At 68.6% G+C, this 24,958-nt stretch carries 2 protein-coding genes (both only partly in view); both read left to right on the top strand.

What is annotated here, in order from left to right; all coding sequences use genetic code 11:
• A protein-coding gene (locus AC5ZH6_RS19335; RefSeq protein ID WP_094600882.1) for a non-ribosomal peptide synthetase crosses the window boundary here: on the top strand, positions 1-3,478 show its final stretch. It extends 4,793 nt beyond the left edge of the window; the window shows 3,478 of its 8,271 coding nt (coding positions 4,794-8,271); its start codon lies off the left edge, out of view; it ends in the stop codon at positions 3,476-3,478.
• A protein-coding gene (locus AC5ZH6_RS19330) for a non-ribosomal peptide synthase/polyketide synthase (protein ID WP_496167688.1) crosses the window boundary here: on the top strand, positions 3,475-24,958 show its 5' portion. 18,767 nt of this gene lie beyond the right edge of the window; the window shows 21,484 of its 40,251 coding nt (coding positions 1-21,484); its start codon is at positions 3,475-3,477; the stop codon falls past the right edge of the window. The genes AC5ZH6_RS19335 and AC5ZH6_RS19330 overlap by 4 nt, the downstream gene beginning before the upstream one ends.

Raw genomic sequence — 24,958 nt, 5'->3', positions numbered from 1 at the left:
CCTGGCCAGGGAGCTGATCGGTGTCGGAGTCGGCCCCGACGTGGCTGTGGCCGTGTGCATCCCGAGGTCGGTCGAGCTGTTGGTCGCGCTACACGCGGTGATCACGGCCGGTGGACAGTACGTCCCGATCGATCCCGACGCCCCGCTCGACCGCGGCGAGTACATGGTCGAGATGGCCGGCGTCGGCACGGTGCTCGTCGGTCCCGGTGCGCTCCCGCCCGTCGTGTCCGGCCTCGCCGACCGCGTCTGGGTGCACACGGTGGATGCTTCGGCGCCGATCGAACACGCCGTCGTCCCGGTGACGACCGACGAGCTGATCGCACCGCTACTGCCCGATCACGCCGCCTACACCATCTTCACCTCCGGATCGACCGGAAAACCCAAGGGCGTCACCGTCTCCCATCGGGCGATCGTCAATCGGCTCGAATGGATGCAACGGCATTACCCGCTGAGCACGTCCGATGTGGTGTTGCAGAAGACGCCCATCACCTTCGACGTGTCGGTGTGGGAGCTGTTCTGGCCGTTCATGGTCGGTGCCAGTCTGGTCATCGCCGAACCCGGACGTCATGGTGACCCGGAGTATCTGGCGTCGCTGATCGAATCCGAGGGCGTCACCACGATGCACTTCGTGCCGTCGATGATGTCGACGTTCGCCGACGTGACCGGGCCGACCCGGATGGCCGAATTGAGTTCGCTGCGACTGATGTTCACCTCGGGGGAGGCCCTTGCGGCGCCGACTGCGCGGTCGGTGCTGTCCGCATTGCCCGGCCTGGGGCTACACAACCTGTACGGTCCCACCGAGGCCGCGGTCGACGTCACCGAGTATCACGTCGGGGCCACCGATACGGCGATCCCGATCGGGCGACCCGTCGCCAACACCACCACGTTCATCCTCGATCGCCGTCTGCGACCGCTCCCGGTGGGTGTCCCCGGCGAGTTGTATCTCGGTGGCGTCCAGCTCGCCCGCGGATACGCCGCACAGGGCAGGCTCACGGCGGAACGGTTTGTGGCGGACCCGTTCGGACCTCCGGGATCCCGTCTGTACCGCACCGGCGACCTGGCACGGTGGAACACCTCGGGCGACATCGAATACCTGGGACGCAACGACTTCCAGGTGAAGCTCCGGGGACAGCGCCTCGAGCTCGGCGAGATCGAGGCCTCGCTGGTCAACGTCCCGGGTGTCGTGCACGCTGCGGCGACGGTGATCGAGTTGGCCGCCGGTCAGAACCTGGTCGCCTACTATTCGCCCGACACCGTGGCGCCCGACACGGCCGCGGCCCACCTCGCCGAGCATCTGCCGGAATTCATGGTGCCGACGATCTGGATGCCGATGGAGCAGATGCCGCTCAACTCGGCGGGCAAGGTCGACCGTCGTGCGCTGCCCGAACCGGTACTGGCCACCGCCCCGTTCGTCGGCCCGAGCACCGATACCGAGCGGATCATCGGGGCGGTCTTCGCCGAGGTCCTCGGCGTCGAGAAGGTCAGCGTCACCGAGTCGTTCTTCGATCTCGGCGGAAACTCCCTGAGCGCCACCAAGGTTGCCGCGCGATTGTCCGCCGAGCTCGGGATCAAGGTCCCGCTGGCGGCAGTGTTCGACGCGCCGTCGGTACGCGAGGCCGCACAGCATGTGCGCGGTATGGACACGCCACACCACCGGCCGGTGCTGGCCCCGGCCCGGCGCGGCACGAGCGCGCCGCTGTCGGCCGTCCAGCGCGGCATGTGGCTGGTCAATCGAGCCGATCCCGCATCGCCGGTATACAACGTGGCGATCGCGCTCCGATTGTCCGGAGCGCTCGACCGGACGAGCGTCGACCACGCCTTCGCGGACCTGGTGAGCCGGCACGAGTCGTTGCGGACGATGTATCCGATGCTCGACGGTGAGCCGGTACAACTCGTCCTCGAGCCCGAGGCCGCATTGACGCGCATCGAACGGTCGGTGCGTGACGTCCGCGGTGATGTCGATGCCGAGATCGCGACGGTCACCGGTGGCGGGTTCGACGTCACGGCCGGGCCGCCGCTGCGACTGGCGCTGCTGGCGGTCGCTCCCGACGACCACATCCTCGTCTTCGTGGTGCACCACATCGCCGCCGACGGCGCGTCGATGATGCCGCTGGCCACCGATTTCATGGCCGCATACACCGCTCGGGTGAGCGGTGTCGCACCGGCGTGGGAACCGCTCGCCGTGCAGTACGCCGATTATGCTGTGTGGCACCATGATTGGCTTGACACGCAAGGCCCCGACGGCCGGACCGAGGCGACGCGGCAGCTGGACTACTGGACCGGGCGGCTGGCCGGTGCGCCGGCGAGGCTCGAGTTGCCGACCGACCGGGTGCGGCCGCGTGTACCGACATTCGCCGGTGACGAGGTCGTCTTCGAGGTTCCCGGCGAGTTGGTCGGCAGGCTCGACGCCGTTGCCCGCCAGAACAATGCCACCCTGTTCATGGTCATGCACGCGGCGTTCGCGGTGCTGCTCAGCCGCCTCACGGCGCAGCGCGACATCGTCATCGGTACGCCGTTCGCAGGTCGCGAACAGGCCGAGCTCGACGGCGTGATCGGGATGTTCGTCAACACATTGGCCTTGCGTACCCAAATCCGCGAGGAGGAGAAGTTCGCCGAACTACTCCAGCGGGTTCGCCACGATGACCTGGCGGACATGGCCAACGCCGACATCCCCTTCGACTCCATCGTGTCGTCGGTTGCGGCGGCGCCGGCGACCAGCCATCACCCGATTTATCAGGTGATGTTCGCCTATCAGAACTTCGCTTTCCCGACAGTGGATCTGGCCGATCTGACCATCACCCCGGTGTCCGAACAACTGGTGCCGGCCAAGGTGGATCTGCAATTGACACTGTTCCCCGACGATCCGCACGCAACACCTGGCACGAAGGACTCCGATGTGATGAAGGGTCAACTGATCTACGCCAAGGATCTCTACAACCGCAGTTCGGTTGAGCTGCATGCGCAGCGGTATCTGCGGGTGCTCGAGGAAGTCGCCGAGAACCCGCAGGTGCTCGTCGACGACATCTCCATCGCCACCGATACCGAGGCGCAGGCCGCACTCGACGCGGCGGGCCACGGATATCATTCGCTGTCGATCCCCGAACTCGTCGCGGCGGCCGCGAACGCCGCGCCGGATGCGGTGGCGGCCAGTCACAACGGAACCGAGGTGACCTTCGCGGTGCTGTCGGCGATCACCGATACGATGGCGAGCGCACTACCGGATGCCGACTCGGCGCTGACGACCGCGCTCATGAGCCTGATCCCCGACGTCGCCGTCTCCGGACCGCAGGCGCTCGGGGACGTCCTCGGCGATCTGCGATCGAATTCGCTGGTCGCCGTGGGTGATTCGGCAGGTGCCGGCAGGAGTGCGACCAACGGCACTGCGACCAACGGCACTGCGACCAACGGCACGGCGATCAACGGGACCTCGATCAACGGGGTGGCGAACATGGCGAACAAGGGAATGACTCCAACGTGACAGAAGTCGATTCAAGGGCCTCAGCGATAGCCAAGACCTGGGGTCCGCGCCCGTCGACTCTCCATCTGATCGCCTTCGCAGCCGGATCCGTACCGAATTCGATTGCGATCGATGCGCCCGCCGGCCCGGTGACCTTCGCCGACCTGCACGCGCAGGTCGCGGCGACGGCGCAGGTGTTCGCCGCGCAGGGACTCGACACCGAGGCAGCGGTGGGTGCGGGCGTGACGCGGGCGCTCATGTCGCCCGGGCACAGCCCGCAGGATCTCGCCGAGGCCACACGACGCGCGATCGAGCAGGTGCGCAGCCGCGCGCTCGACGTCATCGGCAGTCACGATCTGGGATCGCTTGTCGGACTGTTCGGATCGGCGGTGGCACGCTTCGGCGGCCGGACCGCGGTGAGCGACACCCATCGCCACCTGACCTACCGTGAACTCGACGAGCGGTCGGCGCACCTCGCCGACGCATTGCGGCATGCGGGTGCCGGACCGGGCCGCCTGATCGGTGTCGCGCTGCCCCGCGACGTCTACCTGATCGTTGCCCTCGTGGCGATTCTGCGCACCGGTGCCGCGTATCTGCCGCTCGACCGCGGCCAGCCGCCCGCGCGTGCACTGTCCATCATCGGCGACGCCGAACCCCTCATGGTCCTGGTCGACGACGAACTCGCCGCGCAGTGGGCGGAGGCCGCAGCGCCACTGGTCTCCCCGGCCGACATCGAGCGTCGGTTCGCCGACGGGACAGCCGAGCCTGCCGAATCGCCGGACGCCGCAGCGGCGATCGACGACCGCCTGCCCGCATACCTGATCTACACCTCCGGTTCCACCGGAAAACCCAAGGGCGTGGTGGTGTCCCACCGTCAGGTGGTGGCCCTGCTCGCGGCGGCCGCGGACGACTTCTCCTTCGACCACAACGATGCGTGGACGCTGTTCCACTCGTACGCGTTCGATTTCTCGGTATGGGAGATCTGGGGCCCCCTGACCACCGGTGCGCGGCTGGTGATCGTCGACCGCGACGTCTCCCGTGACCCCGGAGCGTTCCTCGAATTGCTGGCTGCGCAGCGGATCACAGTTCTCAACCAGACACCGTCGGCGTTCTACCAGCTGGTCGCGCAGCGTCGCCGCGCGCCGCTGGACCTGTCGCTGCGCTATGTCGTCTTCGGTGGAGAGGCACTGAGTTTCGAGCAGGTTCGCCGATGGTTCGACGACAACCCCGCCGATCACGCGCAACTGGTGAACATGTACGGCATCACCGAGACGACAGTGCATGTCAGCTACCGGCCGCTGGACCGGGACGCCGTCGCCGCCGCCGACGCCTCCTTCATCGGGCGTCCGCTCTCCTCGCTCGACATCCACATCCTGGATGGCCGGCTGCGGCCGGTGCCCGAGGGCGTCGTCGGTGAAATGTACGTCACCGGAACACAACTCGCACAGGCATACCGCAAGCGGCCCTCGCTGAGTGCGACTCGCTTCGTCGCCAACCCGTTCGCCGCGGACGGTTCACGGATGTACCGGACCGGTGACCTCGCGCGTCGAGTCGGGGAGGACATCGAGTATCTCGGACGTGGCGACGATCAGGTGCAGTTGCGCGGATTCCGCATCGAGTACGGCGAGATCGAAGCAGCCCTGCTGGGGGCAGCGGGGGTCAGCGCAGCAGCCGCTCGCGTGATCGACCTCCCCGGGCGCGGTGAGATCCTCGTCGGATACGTTGTCGCGGACGAGGACGCGCACGGCGCCGCCGGTGACGGCAGTGCTCTCGACGTCGCGCAGGTACGACGGGTCGCGGGACGAGCGGTCCCGGACTACATGGTCCCCGATGTCGTCGTCGAGGTGAGCTCGTTGCCGTTGACCGGCAACGGGAAACTCGATCGCGCGGCCCTCCCGCGCCCGAATCTGACCGCCGACACCGAGATCGTCGCGCCCGCGACGGCCACCGAGACCGCGCTGAAGGCGATCGTCGTCGAGGTGCTCGGGCTCGACGACATCAGTGTGACGACCTCGGTCTTCGACGTCGGCGGCAACTCATTGCTCGCGGCGCGGATCGTCGGCCGGGCCGCGGAGACGCTGGGGGTCGACCTGAGCGTGCGGGATCTGTTCGAGGCGCCCACAGTCCGCGAACTCGCGATCACCGCCGACGCCACCCGCCCGGGACTGCCGGCCATCGAGGCCGTCGTGCCCCGCCCCGAGCGAATTCCGTTGTCCCTGGCCCAACAACGGATGTGGTTCATCAACCGCTTCGACCCCGCGTCGGCTGCCTACAACATTCCCGCGGTACTGCGGCTCGACGGCGATGTCGACACCGACGCCCTGCGCGCGGCACTGCTCGACGTCATGCGCCGGCATGAGGTGCTCCGCACCACCTACCCCGAGACCGAGGGCACGGCGGTCCAGCAGGTCGCGGACATGACCGTGGCCGAAGCCGCACTTGACTGGCGCATCGGTGACGAATCCGAAGCGCGCGCAGCGCTTCTCGCCGGATTCGACCTGCGCGACGAGCTACCCGTCCGAGTCCGGCTGACCCAGGTGTCGGCAACCTCCTGGGCGATGGTGCTCGTGTTGCACCACATCGCCTGCGACGGTGAGTCGTTGGCCCCGCTGGTCGCCGACCTGATCGCGGCGTACGAGGCGCGCTCACAGGGCCATGCACCCGAATTCACGCCGCTGCCGGTCCAAATGGCCGACGTCGCGCTCTGGCAGGAGCGGGTCCTCGGTGCCGCCGACGACCCGGATTCCCTGATCGGCGCGCAATTGTCGTATTGGGCAACCCAACTCGACGGCGCGCCCGATGTGATCGAGCTACCGACCGACCGGCCTCGCCCGGCGATCGCCTCGCAGCGCGGCGCCCGAGTCGATTTCGACGTGCCCGCCGAACTGTCCGAACGAGTGGGTGTGCTGGCACGCGAACGCGGCCTGACGCCGTTCATGGTGGCCCATGCCGCGCTGTCGGTGGTGCTCGCGCAACTCTCGGCGACCGACGACATCACCGTCGGCACCCCGATCGCCGGCCGCGGCCAATCGGTTCTCGACCCGATGGTCGGCATGTTCGTCAACACACTGATCTTGCGGACGACCGTCGAGCCGCACATGAGCTTCGACGACCTCCTGGCCGAGACCCGACGGATCGATCTCGAGGCGCTCGCTCACGCCGACCTGCCGTTCGAGGCGATCGTCGAGCGGGTGAACCCCATTCGGTCCCAGGCGTATGCGCCGCTGGCGCAGGTGTGGTTGTCCTTCGATCAGTCCGCGATCACCGAGTTGGCTTCGCAGAGCGTCGATATCGGTGTTGCGGGCGGGTTGCGGGTCAGTGCCGCCGAGCCGCCCGAGATCTCGTCCAAGGTCGATCTGACCGTCGGTATCGCCGACTCGTCGAGCGGATGGCAGGGATCGATCGTCTACGCGACCGACCTCTACGATCCCGAGACCGTCGCGGTGTTCGCCGAGCGGTTCGTCCGTGCGCTCGACGGGCTCACCGGGGACCCGGCGCGACCGGTCGGCGACGCCACGATTCTCTCCACACCGGAAGCTGCTGCGCTGCAACGGTGGACGTCGGACGGCTCGGTCCGCCCCGGCGCGGCCACGGTTGCCGAAGCGCTCGGTGCGGCTCACCTCGCCCACGCCGAGCAGATCGCCGTCGTCGACGCCGGGAACCGTGCTGAGGGTTCGAGTCCGGGGGGTTCGAGTCCGGGGGGTTCGACGCAGTGGACGTACGCCGGATTCGGTGCTCTGGTCAACGCCCTCGCGCGGCGGTTGATCGGCCTCGGTGTCGGCCCGGACGTTGCTGTTGCCGTCGGGATTCCGCGCTCGCCGGAGATGCTCGTGGCCGTGCACGCGGTGATCGTCGCCGGCGGTCACTATGTGCCGGTGGACCCGGAGGCTCCGGCCTCGGTGGTCGCCCATCTGCTCGATACGGCGCAGGTGGCCGCGGCCCTGACGATGTCCGAGGCCTCGGGTGTCTTCGCCGACGCGGCTGATCGCCTGCCGGTCACCATCGTCGACCTGACCGAACTCGAACGCGCGGATGGGCGCCCGGTGACCGATCGGGATCGGCTCGCACCCCTGCGCCCCGATCACGCTGCCTACACTCTGTTCACCTCAGGCTCGACCGGACAACCCAAGGGCGTCACCGTCTCCCACGGGGCCCTCACCGCGCTGCTCACGTGGTTCACGCCCGCCGGCATCGAACCGCGGGACGAGCGCGTCCTCGTCAAGACCCCGTTCACCTTCGATGCGTCGGTGTGGGAGTTGTTCTGGCCGTTGATCGTCGGCGCACACGCCGTCGTGGCGGGTGTGGACGACCATCGCGAACCGACCGCCGTGGCCCGCAGCCTCGCCGAGTACGACATCACCATGGTGCAGTTCGTCCCGTCGATGCTCTCGGTATTCCTCGACGAGGTCTCCGACGCGGTCGCCGCGCTGTCGACGGTGCGCCGGATCTACACCGGCGGTGAGGCATTGACGCCTGCGCTGACGCAGTACACGCTCGCCGCGGCACCGCACGCGACGGTGATCAACCAATACGGGCCCACCGAGATGACCGTCGACACGACGATCGCGACGCTCAGCGAGCCGGTCGAGACCGTCACGATCGGCCGGCCCGCCCCGGGTGTGCTGGTCCGAATCCTTGACCGACGTCTGCGTCCGGTCCCACCGGGTGTGCCCGGCGAGCTCTATCTCGGCGGCCCTCAGATGGCCCGTGGTTACGCCCGGGCGTCTGCGCTGACCGCGGAGCGATTCGTCGCCGACCCCTGCGGTCCGGACCTGTCGGGTGCGCCGGGACAGCGTCTCTATCGCACCGGTGATCTGGCGCGATGGACCACCGACGGCGACATCGAGTACCTGGGGCGCACCGACTTCCAGGTCAAACTGCACGGGCAACGGATCGAACTCGGTGAGATCGAGTCGGTGGTGTCGTCGGTTCCCGGCGTCGTCGCCGCAGCAGCCGACGTCCGATCGTCGGCGGCCGGGGACGCACTGGTCGCCTACGTGGTCGGTCACCCCGGCGACACGCTTCGCACCGAGGTCATCGCCGATGCAGTGGCCGACCGGCTGCTCGCGCACCTGCGGCCGTCGGTCTGGGTGGTACTCGATGCCATGCCCCGCAACAGCGCGGGCAAGATCGACCGCCGAGCGCTTCCCGATCCGGCGCCCGCGGCGCACACCGAGGTCGTCGCGCCGTCGACGCCCGCCGAGACGACCATCGCCGCCGTCGTCGCCGAGGTGCTCGGCGTGGACCAGGTGTCGGTGACCGATTCGTTCTTCGACATCGGCGGAAATTCGTTGGCTGCCATGCGCGTCGCCGCCCGAGCGGGTGCGGCACTGGGCGTCGACATCGCCGTCCGCGATCTCTTCGACGCACCGACGGTCGCCGATCTCGCACGCCGGGTGGCCGGCCGTGGTGTCGGGCTTCCGCCGGTGCGGGCGCATCACCCGCGCCCGGAGCGCATCCCGCTGTCCTACGCGCAGCAACGGATCTGGTTCATCAACCAGTTCGACACCTCCTCGGGCGCCTACAACATCCCGATCGCGCTGCGCCTCACCGGCAAACTCGACTTGGCGGCGCTGCGCGCGGCCATGGTCGACGTGATCGACCGCCACGAGGTGTTGCGTACCACCTTCCCGTCCGTCGAGGGCGCGCCGCGTCAGGTCGTGACCGACCGATCGCTGACCGGCTCGCGGCTGGACTGGGCGGTCGTCGACGACGAGTCCGAGCTGTTCGCTGCCGCGACAGCGGGATTCGACGTCACCGCTCACCATCCCATCCGAATCCGGATTCGGCACGTCGAGGATCTCGAACACATCGTGCTCATCGTGGTGCACCACATCGCCGGCGACGGCGAGTCGATGCGCCCGTTGGTCACCGACGTGGTGACCGCCTACCATGCCCGCTCACGTGGTCGCACACCGCAATTCGCGGAGCTGGCAGTGCAATTCGCCGACGTGGCACTGTGGCAGCAGGAGGTGCTCGGCTCGGCCGCCGACCCGGGGTCGGTGGTGTCGGCACAATTGGCGTACTGGACCGACCGGCTCACCGGTCTACCGGATGTGCTGAGCCTGCCGACCACGCACCCACGCCCGGCCGTCGCCTCGATGCGTGGCGCCGAGGTCGGCTTCGAGATCCCCGCCGGCACCGCGGAATCGGTGCGCGCACTCGCCGCGGCACGCGGGATCAGCGAGTTCATGATCATCCACGCCGCGCTGGCGGTGCTGTTGTCGCGGCTGGCCGCCACCGATGACATCGCGATCGGTACCCCGATCTCGGGCCGGGGAGACCAGGCTCTCGACCCACTCGTCGGCATGTTCGTCAACACGCTCGTCCTGCGGACCGCGGTCGACGGTGCCGACACCTTCGCCGACTTCCTCGACGCGGTCCGCAAGACCGACCTCGACGCGTTCGCCCATGCCGATGCACCGTTCGAGACCGTCGTCGACGCCGTATCGCCGACGCGCTCGGAAGCTTTCGCGCCGCTGACCCAGGTCTTGCTGACGGTGGAGCAGAATCCCGTTGACCCGTCGGCGATGGTTGCCGACCTCGACGACCTCGCCGTCGGCGTCCTGGAGATCGAGGAGACCTCCGCGAAGGTCGATCTGACGGTCGGTGTGCGCGCCGGACGCACCGGCGCGTGGACCGGACGGGTGAACTACGCGACCGACCTCTTCGACGCGCGCACCGTCGAAACCATGATGTCCCGGTTCGTGGATCTGCTCGGACACCTCGTGGCCCAGCCCGAGACAGTGATCGGCGACGCGCCGCTCCTCGCCCCTGCCCAGGCGGCCGCACTGACGCCGGTCGCCGGGCCACGTGGCCGCGCACCGATGCTGCTCGCCGACATCTTCGACGAGGCCGTCCGCAGGTTCCCCGCCTCGGTCGCCGTCTCCGACGAGACGCGCACCCTGACCTACGCCGAGCTGGATGAGGCGGCCAACCGACTCGCACGCCACCTCCTTGCCGCGGGCGCTGCACCAGAAGCCCTCGTGGCCTTGGCGATTCCGCGGTCGGTGGACCTGACGGTCGCGATCTGGGCGGTCGCGCGCACCGGCGCGGGTTACCTACCGATCGACCCCGATCACCCCGAGCAGCGGATCGCCGGCATGCTCGCCGATGCCGGCGTCGCACTGGGCCTGTGCCCGCGTGCGTCGGGGCAGCGGTGGGAGAACACCGAGATCGCCACGGCGACCACCTGGATTCACCCCGACACACCGGAGGTTGCCGAGACGATCGCCGGACTGTCGCCGGAACCGCTGCACCACAATGAGCTACACGGCGAGCCGACGCTCGATTCGCTCGCCTACGTCATCTACACCTCCGGCTCCACCGGTCGCCCGAAAGGGGTGGGCGTCACCCACCGGGGCATCCGCAACTTCGCCGACACGGAAACGAGGATCGCGCGCGCACAACCCGATTCGCGAATCCTGGGATTCGCGTCGCCGAGCTTCGACGCGTCCGTACTGGAACATCTGCTGGCCGTCACCGCAGGGGCGGCACTGGTGTACCGCCCGGCCGACGCCGTCGCCGGTGCACCGCTACAGGAGTTCGTGGCACGCGAACAGCTCACCCATGTCTTCCTCACACCGACGGTGCTGGCGTCGCTCGGCCCGGCCGAACTGCCCACGGTGGGTACCGTTCTCGTGGGCGGCGAAGCGATGCCGGAAGCACTGCGGGACAGGTGGGCGCCGTCGGCGGAGTTGCACAACATGTACGGGCCCACCGAGACCACCGTCGCCGTCACGATGAGTGCGGCGATGACCGCGGGTGGTCCCGTGCTCATCGGATCACCGATCGAGGGGACCGAACTGCTCATCCTGGACGAGCGGCTGCATCCCGTTCCGGTGGGCGTGCTCGGTGAGCTCTATGTCGCCGGACCCAGTCTCTCGCGAGGCTACCTGCACCGTCACGCCTTGACCGCGGAGCGGTTCGTCGCCAATCCGTACGGCGCTGCGGGGCAGCGGATGTACCGTACCGGTGACGTCGTCCGGTGGGTCGAGGGCGACGGCGGGTTGTCCGTCGGTTACGGCGGTCGCAGCGACGATCAGATCAAGCTGCGTGGCCTGCGCATCGAACTGGGCGAGATCGAGTCCGCCCTCGCGACACATCCGGCGGTCGACTCGGCGATCGTGGTCGGCGTCTCCGCGGACGGAGCCATCGCCGGCAGCGGTGAGTCGGTCGTGTCCGGTCTCGCCGCCTATGTCGTGCTCCGGTCGCCGGTCGATACGGCAACCCTCGGCGAGCATGTCGCGCAGCGACTTCCGCTGTACATGGTGCCCGGCAGCATCACGACGCTGGACGCACTGCCGTTGACCGTGATCGGCAAGCTCGACCGCAGGGCACTGCCCGCCCCGACCCCGACGCTCGACGCCGCCTACGTCGCTCCGCAGGACCCCGTCGAGCAGCAGCTGGCCGGTATCGTCGCCGGACTGCTCGGCATCGAACGGGTCGGCGTGACGGACTCGTTCTTCGGCCTCGGCGGAGACTCGATCATGTCCATCCAGCTCGCCTCCGCAGCGCGGGCCGCAGGACTCGAACTGTCGCCGCGGGACATCTTCGAACACAAAACGATTCGTGGGATGGCTCGCGCCGTCGCACGCCGCGGCGACGCCGTCGCAGCGCTCGAGGAGCCCCACGGCGGTGGCGTCGGGCCGATGCCGATTCCGCCCGTCGTCTCGTGGGTCCTCGAACACGCAGACGCGCCCGAGGATTTCGCCGACTTCTCGCAGTCGATGGTGCTCCACGCCCCGGCCGAACTCACCGTGTCGGCGCTCCGCGAGGTCATCGGTGCCGTGGTCGCCAACCACCCGATGCTCACCGCCGCACTCACCGAGATCGACGGTCGGCCGCACCTCGAGGCAGGAGCCGGGCGATTCGACGGACAGAGCGCGGTCACCGAGTCCACCGGTTACGGCGGAGAGGCCGATGGTGCTGCGCTGATCACCGCGGCGTTCCGCGAGGCCTCCATGCGACTCGATCCCGCACTCGGGCAACTGGTATCGGCGGTTCTTGCCGGGACCGGGGAACTGCGTCGCGCGGTCATCGTCATCCACCACCTCGGTGTCGACGCCGTCTCGTGGCGCGCGATCATCGAGGATCTGGTGACCGCCTGGGGCCAATACCTCGCCGGTGAGCCATTCGCCTTGAGGCCGGAGGCGACCTCGGCACGGGCCTTCGTCGGAGCGGTGCAGAGCCAAAAGCGTGCTCGGCAGTCCGAACTCACCTACTGGCTCGCCCGTGCGCGCGCCACCGATCTCGGCGTCGAGATGGACCGCGGACGCGATCGCATGTCCACCACCGCCGAGATCGTGCACACGATCGACACGTCCCTCGCCGAACCGTTGCTCACCTCGGTACCCGCAGCCTTCCGCGGCAACGCCAACGACGCACTCGTCGCCGCGCTCGCCCGCGCGGTGCGGTCCTGGCAACGAGACCGCGGTATCGCCGACGAGCAGCCGGTCACCATGCTCATCGAGGGACACGGACGCTACGAGGAGGTGCTGCTGCGCGGCGCGGCCCCGCGCACCGCCGACCTGTCGCGCACCGTCGGATGGTTCACCAGCGTCGCCCCCATCGCCATCGATCCCGACGGTGACGCCGCTCGAACCGTGAAGAGCGCCAAGGAAGAACGCGTCGGCCGGCCCGACAGCGGCATCGGTTTCGGTCTGCTCCGCGCGGATCGTGGTGGCGCACTCGCGCAGGCGCCGCTGCCGTCCATCGCATTCAATTACCTCGGCAACGTGGCGGGGGATTCCGCCGACGGCCTCGTCGGGACCCTGCTCCCGGACCCGGATGCGCCACGACTTCCCGGCACGGTCACCGGTGCGATGGTGGCCACCGCCCTGATCACCATCACCGCAGGGACCGTCGTCGGCCCGGAAGGCCGCCGACTGCAGGCCGGGTTCGGCTTCCCGGCAGGCGCACTGAGCCATGACGACGTCGACGACCTCGCACGGCGCTGGGAGAACGAACTCGCCGCGATCGTCGAACACGTTGCCTCCGAGGGCGATCCGGGCCTTTCGCCGTCGGATGTCGTCGGTGCCGCGGTGACGCAGGACGACCTCGACGAGCTGGCCCGACGTTACCCGCGCGCCGACATCTGGGCGCTGTCTCCGTTGCAGCGCGGGCTGCAGTTCCAGGCCGAACTCGCCGCCGCCGGGCGGGAACAAGGGGCCGTCGACGTCTACATCGCACAGGCGGTGCTCACCCTCGACGGAGACGTCGATGCCGAACGTCTCCACGCCGCGGTACGCGCGGTCTTCGACGAACATCGCGTGCTGCGTTCGTGTTTCGTCCGGGTGGGAAGCGGCGAGGTCGTCACGGTCGTCCCCGAGACGGTCGAGGTGCCGTGGCGGGTTGTCGACATCACGGACCCGGACGCAGCCGCTGCGGCGGGAGTGGACGGTATCGCGCAAGCCGAACGAACCCGCCCCTTCGATCTCGAGTCCGCGCCCCTGATGCGGTATGTGCTGGTGCGCAACGGAACCGAGTCCACCCTCATCGTCACCAGCCACCACATCCTCATCGACGGCTGGTCGTCGCCGCTGATCCTCGCCGACCTCTTCGCGATCTACACCACCGGCCGCGCCTACACCGCCACGGCGACCGAGCACACCGCCGACTACGCCGACTACCTGCGCCACATCAGCCGTGCCGACACCGCTGCCGGCCTGGCGGCCTGGCGATCGGTTCTCGACAGCGTCGTCGAACCGACTCTGCTCGCACCACGCCTCGAGGCCACCACCGAGATGCGCCCCCGCGATCACAGCCTGCTCCTCGACGCCGAATTGAGCACGGCCATCGACGAACTGACCCGCTCGCGTGGGGTGACCGTCTCCACGGTCATGCAATTCGCCTGGGCCGCACTGTTGTCGCGGATCACCGGCGAGCAGGTCGTGGTCTTCGGTGAGACCGTTTCGGGTCGTCCGGCCGATCTCGACGGTGTGGAGATGATGGTTGGGTTGTTCATCAACACGCTGCCTGCGGTGGTCGACGTCGATCCCGACGTGTCGATGGCGCACATTCTCGACACGATCCAGTCGAGCAAGATCGCAGTCCTCGACCACCAGCACATCGGCCTGCCGGACCTGGCCGCGCTGGTCGGCAAGGGGCCGCTGTTCGACACCCTCACCGTGCACGAGTCCTACCCGGTGAATGCCGAATCACTCACCGGCGCAGGCGCTGTCGGAGGCATCGGAATCAAGGACCTGAGCGCCTCCGACGCCACCCAGTATCCACTGAACCTCGTCAGCGGCGTCATCGGCGATCGGATCGAACTCAAACTCAAGTACCTTCCTGCCGCATTCGACGCGCAACAGGTGCAGGTTTTCGCCGACATTCTCGTCAGGGTGTTGCGTGGTCTGGTGGCGGATCCGGGTGCGTCGGTGTCGTCGGTGTCGTTGGTGGATGAGGACGCCTACCGCGGGTCGTTGGTGGCCCCGGTGGTGGAGTCGGTGCATGCGGGTTGTTCGTTGGTGGAGTTGTTCGCTGATTCCGTGGGGCGGTTCGGTGGTCGTGGGGCGGTGTCGGCGGGGTCGGTGACGCTGTCGTATGGGGAGTTGGGTGAGCGGTCGGCTGCGGTGGCGGCGGGGTTGCGGGCTCGTGGTGTGGGTGCGGGGGACTTGGTGGCGGTGGCGCCGTCGCGGTCGGTGGATCTGGTGGCGGCGATCGTGGGTGTGTTGCGGGTGGGTGCGGGGTATTTGCCGCTGGACGTGAGTAATCCGGTGGATCGGTTGCGGTTCATCGTGGAGGATGCGTCGCCGCGGGTGGTGGTGACCGATGAGGTGTCGTCGGGGTTGGGATTGTGGGGTGAACTCGGCGCTGGTGTGGATGTGGTGACGGTGGAGTCGCTGGCCGCGTCGGGTGCGGGTGGTGGTGTTGATGATGTTGTGGTGCATCCGGATTCGCGTGCGTATGTGATTTACACGTCGGGGTCGACGGGTCGGCCGAAGGGGGTGGAGGTCACTCATCGTGATGTGGTGACGTTGATGGATTCGGCTGCGGGTGATTTCGAGTTCCGGGCTGATGATGTGTGGACGATGTTCCATTCGTATGCGTTCGATTTCTCGGTGTGGGAGTTGTGGGGGCCGTTGCTTTCTGGTGGCCGTCTGGTGGTGGTGGACCGTGAGGTGGCGCGGGTTCCTGAGGAGTTCGTGCGGTTGGTTGCGGTCGAGGGTGTGACGGTGTTGAGTCTGACGCCGTCGGCGTTTTATCAAGTGGCGCAGGCGCGTCGGCGGGTGCCGGGGTTGTCGTTGGGGTTGCGGTATGTGGTGTTCGGTGGGGAGGCGTTGAGTTTCGAACAGGTGCGTCGGTGGTTTGATGACAATCCTGCCGATGATGCGCGGTTGGTGAATATGTACGGGATCACCGAGACGACGGTGCATGTGAGTTTCCGGCCGTTGGATCGTGCGGTGGTGTCGGCGGGGGATGCGTCATACATCGGTCGTCCGTTGGTGTCGTTGGGGATTCATGTGCTCGATGAGCGGTTGCGTCCGGTGCCCGACGGCGTGGTCGGCGAGATGTATGTGGTGGGTGGGCAGTTGGCGCAGGGGTATCTGCGGCGGTCGGGGTTGACCTCGACGCGGTTCGTGGCGTCGCCGTTCGGTCCGGTGGGTGCGCGGATGTATCGGACGGGTGATCTGGCGCGCCGGGTGGCCGGTGACATCGAGTATGTGGGTCGTGGTGACGCGCAGGTGCAGTTGCGTGGGTACCGGATCGAGTTCGGGGAGATCGAGGCCGCGTTGTTGTCGGTGCCGGGTGTGGGTGCGGCGGCGGCGCGGGTGGTGGAGTTGCCGGGTCGTGGTGAGCAGCTCGTCGGGTATGTGGTCGGTGAGCCGGGTTCGGTGGTCGAGGCCGCGCAGGTGCGTGCGGCGGTGGCTCGGGTGGTGCCGGGTTACATGGTGCCGGACTTGGTGGTTGAGGTGGCCGGGCTGCCGTTGACGGCGAACGGCAAGTTGGATCGTGGGGCGTTGCCGTTGCCGGAGGCCGAGGTGTCGGTCGGTGAGGCGGTGGCGCCTGCGACGGCAGACGAGGCTCGGGTTGCTGCGGTGTTCGCCGAGATCCTCGGTGTCGACGAGGTGGGGGTGACCGCGAGTTTCTTTGATTTGGGCGGCAATTCCTTGTCGGCGACACGGTTGGCGGCGCGGACGGCGGATGCGTTGGGTGTGTCGGTGTCGGTGCGTGACATCTTCGATGCCCCCACGGTTCGCGAGCTTCTCGCGCGCACGCGTGGACATGCGCGCGCATTACCGCCGGTCACCGCGGTCACGCCACGGCCGGAACGTATCCCGCTGTCCTTTGCCCAGCGACGGATCTGGTTCATCAACCGATTCGAACCCGACGCGCCCACCTACAACATCCCGATCCTGTTGCGCGTCACGGGCGGACTCGATCGCCCGGCACTGCGCGCCGCCATCGGTGACGTCGTCGCCCGACACGAGATCCTGCGCACCACCTTCCCCGACGCCGACGGCACACCGCACCAGGTGATCCACCCGGTGGAGTCCATCGACGCCATGCTCGACTGGGCCGAGGTGACGACCTCCGAAGGGCTCGAATCGGCCGCAACAGCGGGATTCCGCCTCGGCGAGGCGCTCCCGCTGCGAATCCGCGTTCTCCGGGAGGCCTCCGAGGCTCCCTCCGACATCGTCGCCCTGATCCTGCACCACGTCGCGGCCGACGGGGAATCAATGGCCCCTCTGGTCTCCGATCTGCTGGCGGCCTATCACGCCCGCACGGACGGACGACGCCCTGAGTTCGATGTTCTGCCGGTGCAATTCGCCGACTTCGCACTGTGGCAGCACCGGGTGCTCGGCGACGCCACCGATCCCGGCTCGGTACTCGGCACTCAACTCGACTACTGGACAACACAATTGCGGGGCCTGGCCCCGTTCCTGGACCTGCCCACCGATCGGCCACGTCCGGCGATCGCCTCACATCGCGGTGCGCGGGCAGACTTCGAGATCCCCGCGACGCTCACCCGCGACATCGCACACCTCGCTACCGCAGCCGGCGTGACACCGTTCATGGTGGTTCACGCCGCGCTCGCGGTGCTGCTGTCCCGTCTGGCCGGCACGGACGACGTCGCGATCGCCACACCGGTCGCCGGTCGCGGCAGCCGCGATCTCGACCTCCTCGTCGGGATGTTCGTCAACACCCTCGTGCTGCGCACCCGAGTCGACGGGACCGCGGACTTCCGTGCGCTTCTCGACGACGTTCGCGTCACCGACCTCGACGCCTTCGCCAACGCCGAGCTCCCGTTCGAGACGCTGGTCGAAGCGCTGGACCCGGTGCGCTCCGAAGCTTTCGCGCCCCTCGCGCAGGTCATGCTGAGCTTCGATCAAGCGGTGGCCGGCATGGCCGGCGACGCAACTGCCGGAGGTGCACTGGCAGCCGGCGAGGTCGCGGGCCTGACCGTGACGCCACTGGCCGCACCGTCGGTGCCGGCCCAGGTCGACCTCACTGTGACCCTGGCGAGCAGCGCTGCGGGACAACCATGGTCGGGGTCGGTGCTCTACGCCACCGACCTCTTCGAAGCCACGACGATCGCCGCCTTCACCGACATGTTCGTGCGTGTGCTGTCGGCGTTGGCCGCCGACCCCGACACTGCCGTCAACGATGCCTCGCTGATCGCCCCCGACGTCGCCGAACAGGTGGGCCGCTGGTCCGTCGGCGCACCAACGGCGCCGGTGTACAAGACGATCCCGACACAGATCGGCGAGACCGTACGCCGAGCCCCCGACGCCGTGGCTCTCATCAGTCGAGCGCGGCACCTGACCTACGGTGAGTTCGGTGCCCGTGTCCGAGATCTCGCCCTCCGCCTCATCGATGAGGGCGTCGGACCGGATACCGCTGTGGCGGTGAGTATTCCACGCTCGGCGGAGATGATGATCGCCGTGCACGCCGTCCTCGCGGCAGGTGGACAGTATGTACCGATCGATGTCGAGGCACCGGCCGCGCGGATCACCGCGATGGTCCACTCCGCTGCCATCACCGTCGCTCTGGTCTCGGCCACGACCACCACCCTGACCGCCGCCGCTCCGGATCTCGGCCTGACAATCCTTGTTGTCGACGCCGAATCCGACTGTGGTGACGACTATTCCGCGATCGCCGATCACGAGCGTCGTGCCCCGCTGCGCGGCACCAACGCCGCCTACACTCTCTTCACCTCCGGCTCCACCGGCACCCCCAAGGGTGTGACGGTGTCCCACGACGCGATCGCCAATCGACTCGAGTGGATGCAGGACCTGTACCGGTTGACCGCCGCCGACGTAGTGCTGCAGAAGACGCCATACACCTTCGACGTGTCGGTATGGGAATTGGTGTGGCCGTTGCTCCGCGGGGCGCCATTGGTGCTCGCCGAGCCGGGCCGACACGGCGACGCCGACCACCTCGCGGCGCTCATCACCGAGCACGCCGTCACCGTCACCCACTTCGTCCCGTCGATGTTGTCGGCGTTCCTCGATGCCCTCGGCACCCGCGTCGGATACCTGACGTCGCTGCGGCTGGTCTTCACCTCGGGTGAGGCCCTCGGCGCGGCGTCCGCCCACACCCTGCTGACCCTGCTCGACCGAGTCGAACTCCACAACCTCTACGGGCCCACCGAGGCTGCCGTCGACGTCACCGAACATCGGGTTCGGTTGACCGACACCGTGATCCCCATCGGCCGCCCCGTCGCCGGAACCACCACCCACGTGCTCGACGATCGACTCCACCCGGTACCGCCGAAGGTGGTCGGGGAGTTGTATCTCGGTGGGGTGCAGGTGGCCCGGGGATATGCCGGACGCCCCGAGTTGAGCGCGGAACGTTTTGTCGCCGACCCGTTCGGACCAGCCGGTGCCCGTCTGTACCGCACCGGTGACCGGGTGGTGTGGAACGCCGATGGCGAACTCGAATACCTGGGCCGCACCGACTTCCAGGTCAAGCTGCGCGGTCAGCGCCTCGAACTCGGCGAGATCGAGGCCGTCCTCGTTGGCGTACCGGGCGTTGTGCACGCTGCCGTCACGGTGGCGCACACCGCAGCGGGGGAACAACTCGTCGCCTATCTCGCACCCCGCAACGCCGACCTCGCCGCCGCGCAGTCCGCGGTACGCGCCGCCCTGCCCGAGTACATGCGGCCCACCACCTGGATGGTGCTCGAACAGATGCCGCTCGGCAGTGCGGGCAAGGTCGATCGTCGCGCGCTGCCGCAGCCCCAGGCGCAGACCGCCGAGTACGTCGCACCCACCTCTGACCGCGAGATGGTCGCGGCGCAGGTATTCGCCGATGTCCTCGGCGTCGAGCGCGTCGGCCTGGCCGACTCCTTCTTCGACGTCGGCGGCAATTCACTGGCAGCGATGCGGGTGGCCGCGCGCCTCGGTGAGGCACTCGGGGTCGAGGTGTCGGTCCGCGACGTCTTCGACACCCCCGTCCTCGGTGATCTCGTTGCGGCGCTCAGTGATCGGCCGGCCGGTCTGTCGAAGCTCCGCCCGGTGACACCCCGCCCGGAAGTGATCCCGCTGTCGTTCGCACAGCAGCGCATCTGGTTCATCAACCAGTTCGACGTCACCTCACCCGCCTACAACATCCCGGTCGTGCTACGTCTCTCCGGCCCGCTCGACGTCACGGCGCTGCGCGTAGCCGTCGTCGATGTCGTGATCCGCCACGAGATCCTGCGCACCACCTTCGAGTCCGTCTCGGGGGGAGCGCCGGAACAGATCATCCACCCGCCGGAGTCGGTGGAACACACCCTCGATTTCGCCGTGGTCGGCACGGCAGCGGACCTCGAGGACGCGGTGCGGTCCGGGTTCGACGTGACCCGGCAGTGGCCGATCCGGGTGCGGATCGCCGCCACCGGCCCCGGCGAACACCTCATGGCACTGGTCCTCCACCACATCGCCGCCGACGGGGAATCGTTGTCGCCCTTGCTCGGTGACCTGATCGCGGCCTACTCGATCAACGGGGACGGCTCCGCCGTCGGGACACGTCCCGCGCTGCCGGTGCAGTTCGCCGACGTCGCCCTCTGGCAACGCGATGCGTTGGGTGCGGTCGACGACCCCGATTCGGTACTCGGACGCCAACTGGCCTACTGGTCCGAGCACCTCGCGGGTCTACCCGAGGTACTCGACCTACCCGCCGATCGTGCGCGTCCGGCGATCGCGAGCCAGCGTGGCGCACGCCTGGGCTTCGAGGTCCCGGCGCCGGTGGCCGAACGGATCGCCGCAGTCGCGCAGCGTCACAACTCCACCGCGTTCATGGTCGTGCACTCCGCTCTTGCCGCACTCATGGCGCGACTGACCGCGACCGACGACATCGCGGTGGCCACTCCCATCGCCGGTCGCGGTGACCGTCTGCTCGACGATCTCGTCGGGATGTTCGTCAACACCCTTGTCCTGCGCACCCGGGTGGACGTGCACACCGCTTTGGCCGATCTCCTCGAGCAGGTGCGCGGTACCGACCTCGACGCCTTCGCCCATGCCGACGTGCCCTTCGAGGCGGTCGTCGAAGCGCTCGCCCCGACCCGGTCGGAAGCGTTCGCGCCGCTGGCCCAGGTGATGGTGACCCTCGACGGGGGAGCGGTCCCCGAACTCGCCGCAGCATCGGTCGCCGGGACCGCCGATCTCCGGGTGGAATCTGTTGTTCCCGAGGAGGTTCCGGCCAAGCTGGACCTCACCGTCGGGTTGTCCACCGACGAGCCCGGGCGATCCTGGGCGGGCACGCTGATCTATGCCACCGATCTGTTCGACGAGGCCACGATGGTCGTCTTCGCCGAGCGGTTCGTCCGCCTCCTCGATGCCCTGACCGCTGATCCGTCGCTGCCCATCGCCGATGCCGACTGGATCGGCGGCGACGAGGTGGCCCACGCGCTGGCACTCTCGGCGGGCCCGGTTGTGGCGTACGAGGCCCAGACCGTCGCCGATGCGATCGTCACCCAGATCCTCGCCACCCCCACTGCGGTCGCGGTGCAGATGGCGGATCGGTCGACGACCTACGGCGAGTTCGGGATTCGGGTCAGCGAGCTGGCTCGCCGGCTCATCGCCACCGGCGTCGGACCGGGTGTGGCGGTGGGCATTGCCATCGACCGGTCGGTCGAGATGCTCGTCGCCATCCACGCGGTCGTCGCCGCAGGTGCACAGTACGTGCCGATCGACACCGCAGCCCCTGCGGAGCGGGTCGCCAGTATGGTCGACACGGCCCGTGTAGCATTGATTCTCGTCGGAGCGCAGGTTCCGCCCGCGGTCGGTGCGCTCGGCGACGAGGTGTCGACGATCGTCGTCGACACGGCCACCATGCTGGATCCGGACGCGACCTTCACACCGATCACCGACGCCGAGCGACTGCGCCCCCTGCGCACCGACGACGCCCTCTACACCCTGTTCACCTCCGGATCGACCGGGCGTCCCAAGGGCGTGACCGTCTCGCATCGTGCGGTGTACAACCGACTGCGCTGGGGGCTCGACGCCTTCGCGTGGTCGGCAGGCGATCGAATCCTCCAGAAGACGCCCTACACCTTCGACGTCTCGGTGCCGGAGCTGTTCGCGCCGTTGATGTCCGGGGCGACGGTGGTCGTGGCCGAGCCGGGCGGACACGCCGACCCCGTTTACATCGCGGATCTGATCGAGTCGGTTGCGGTGACCTCCGTGCACTTCGTGCCGTCGATGCTGTCGGTGTTCCTCGACGTCGTCGAGCAATCCCAACTGGCCCGATTGACCAGTCTGCGTTGGGTGTTCGCCTCCGGTGAGGCGCTGCCCGCCGCGACCGTGGCGCGGTTGCACCGGGCCATGCCGTGGGTGGAGATCCACAATCTGTTCGGCCCGACCGAAGCCGCGGTCGAGGTGACCGGGGCCGACGTCACCGCGGCGCCCGATGTCATCACCATCGGCACACCCGTGCCGAACACCACTGCCCTGGTGCTCGACGCACGTCTGCGTCCGGTGCCGGCCGGCGTCCCGGGCGAGCTGTATCTCGGTGGCGTGCAGATCGCCGACGGCTACGCACGTGCCGCGGTGCTCACCGCCGAACGCTTTGTCGCCGACCCCTACGGTGCCGCGGGTGCACGGCTGTATCGCACGGGTGATCTCGTGCGCCGCAACGCCTCCGGTGCGATCGAGTACCTCGGCCGCACCGACTTCCAGGTGAAGTTGCGCGGGCAACGCATCGAGCTCGGCGAGATCGAGTCGGTCCTCGTGTCGGCTCCCGGTGTCGTGCATGCTGCGGCTGCGGTGGCCGTCGCGCCGACCGGTGCGCAACACCTGGTGGCCTATCTGTCGCCGGCCTCGGTGGATGTCGGTGACGTGCGTGCGCGCATAGCTGCGGCGCTACCGGAATACATGCGGCCCACGGTCTGGATGACCGTCGACGAACTCGCCCTCAACAGCGCGGGCAAGCTCGACCGTCGGGCCCTGCCCACCCCGGACTTCGGTGGCACCGAGAACGAGTACGTCGCACCCGAAGGGCCGGTCGAGGAGCAACTCGCCGCCGTCATCGGGGCACTGCTCGGTGTCGAACGAATAAGCGCGACCGAGTCGTTCTTCGCCCTCGGCGGCGACTCGATCATGTCGATCCAGCTCGCCTCGGCGGCACGCGCCGGTGGGCTGACGTTGAGCCCACGCGACATCTTCGAGCATCGAACCGTGCGCGCGATGGCCCGGGCCCTGTCGGCGCAGCGGACCGCCCTGCCCGACCTCACCGACCCCGCCGGTGGCAATCGCGGCGAGGTGCCGATCCCGCCGGTCGTGTCATGGATGCTCGAACTGTCCGACACCCCTGACGATTTCGCCGATTTCTCTCAGTCGATGGTGCTCGCCGCGCCTGCCGGCCTGACCGTCGACGACCTGGCTGAACTCCTCGCCGAACTCCTGGCCGTCCACCCGGCGCTGGCGACGCGCCTCGACGTCGTCGACGGCGGTGCGCGGATGACGGTCGGCGTCGACGTGGACTTGCGCACGACGGTCACCGAGACCTCGGTGCCCTCGACCGTCGGCAGCGACGAGTACGCGACCGCGCTCCGCGAGGCACACGCGAGTGCGTCGGCGTCCCTGGATCCGGGTGCCGGTGTCACGCTGGCCGCCCGACTGGTCCACGATCGTGACGGCAATGCCCGCATCGTGCTGGTGCTGCACCACCTTTCGGTCGACGCCGTCTCGTGGCCGATCCTGATCGAAGATCTGGTCACCGCCTGGTCCCAGCGCGCCGGCCGGCGGCCCGTCGAACTGCGCGCCGAGGCCACCTCCGAACGCGGGTGGTACTACCGTCTGGCGCAGTCATCGGCCGACCGCACCCACGAACTCGACCACTGGCTGCAACGTCTCGGACGGGCGACCACGCCGCTCGGCGCGAGCATCGACCGTTCGCGTGACCGGGCTCAAACCACCGTGTCGGTCACCATGGCCGTCGACGCCTCGCTCACCGAGCCACTCGTGACCGACGTCCCTGCGGCGTTGCGGGGCAACGTCAACGACGTCCTGCTCGGTGCGCTCGCACGTGCGGTGCGCTCATGGCAGGTGGCACGCGAGATCCTCGACGAGCAGCCGGTCACCGTTCTCGTCGAGGGCCACGGACGTCAGGAAGAACTGGTGGCCTCCGGTGCCGACCCACGCCGCGCGGACCTGTCACGGACCGTCGGCTGGTTCACCACGATCTCCCCGCTGGCACTCGATCCCGCCGACGACGTCGTGCACGCAGTGAAGGCGGCGAAGGAAGAGCGTCTCGGACAACCGGATTCGGGAGCCGGATTCGGCTGGTTGCGGTATGGGCCCCACGGCACCCGAACCGACACCGAGCTCGCTCGTCGGCCGCTGCCGGCGATCGGCTTCAACTACTTCGGCGCCGGCGGCCGCGCCGACGACTCTGCCGGCACGGCCGCACCATTCGCGCCCACCGCGGACGTGCGCGGGCTGGGATCGTCGGCATCGGGGGCGATGGTGGTGCTCAACGCACTCACCGTCAACGTGGGGACGGAGTCGACGCCGCAGGGCCGGAACCTGGTCGCCGACATCGCGTTCCCGGCGGGCATGTTCGACGCCGCCGACATCGACGACCTCGCCGGGCGGTGGCGCTCCGAGCTCGCCGCGCTGGTCGAGACGGTCACCCGCGGTGACGATCTGGGTCACAGCCCGTCGGACGTCCCCGGATCCGGGGTCACCCAGCACGATCTCGACGCCCTGGCGCATCAGTACCCCGGTGCTGACGTGTGGCCGCTGACGCCCCTCCAACGAGGGCTGTACTTCGAGTCCGAGCGTGCCGGCAGCGGAGCCGACACCATCGATGTCTACGTCACCCAGGCCGTGGTGTCGCTCGGCGCGGTCGACCTCGAGCGGCTCCGCCGGGCGGCGCAACGCCTGTTCGACGAACATCGCGTGTTGCGCAGCGGTTATGTCCGCACTGCGAGTGGTGCGGTGGTGGCGGTCGTCCCGGCGACGGTCGAGGTTCCTTGGCACGTCGTCGATCTCGACGGTTCCGCCGACGGCGTGGCCGCCGAGGTGCGCGCGCTCGCGGACGCCGAACGCATCGCCCGGTTCGACCTCT

It is taken from the genome of Gordonia sp. YC-XJ4, from assembly GCF_059511865.1.
This window is presented reverse-complemented; position numbering and strand designations above follow the sequence as displayed.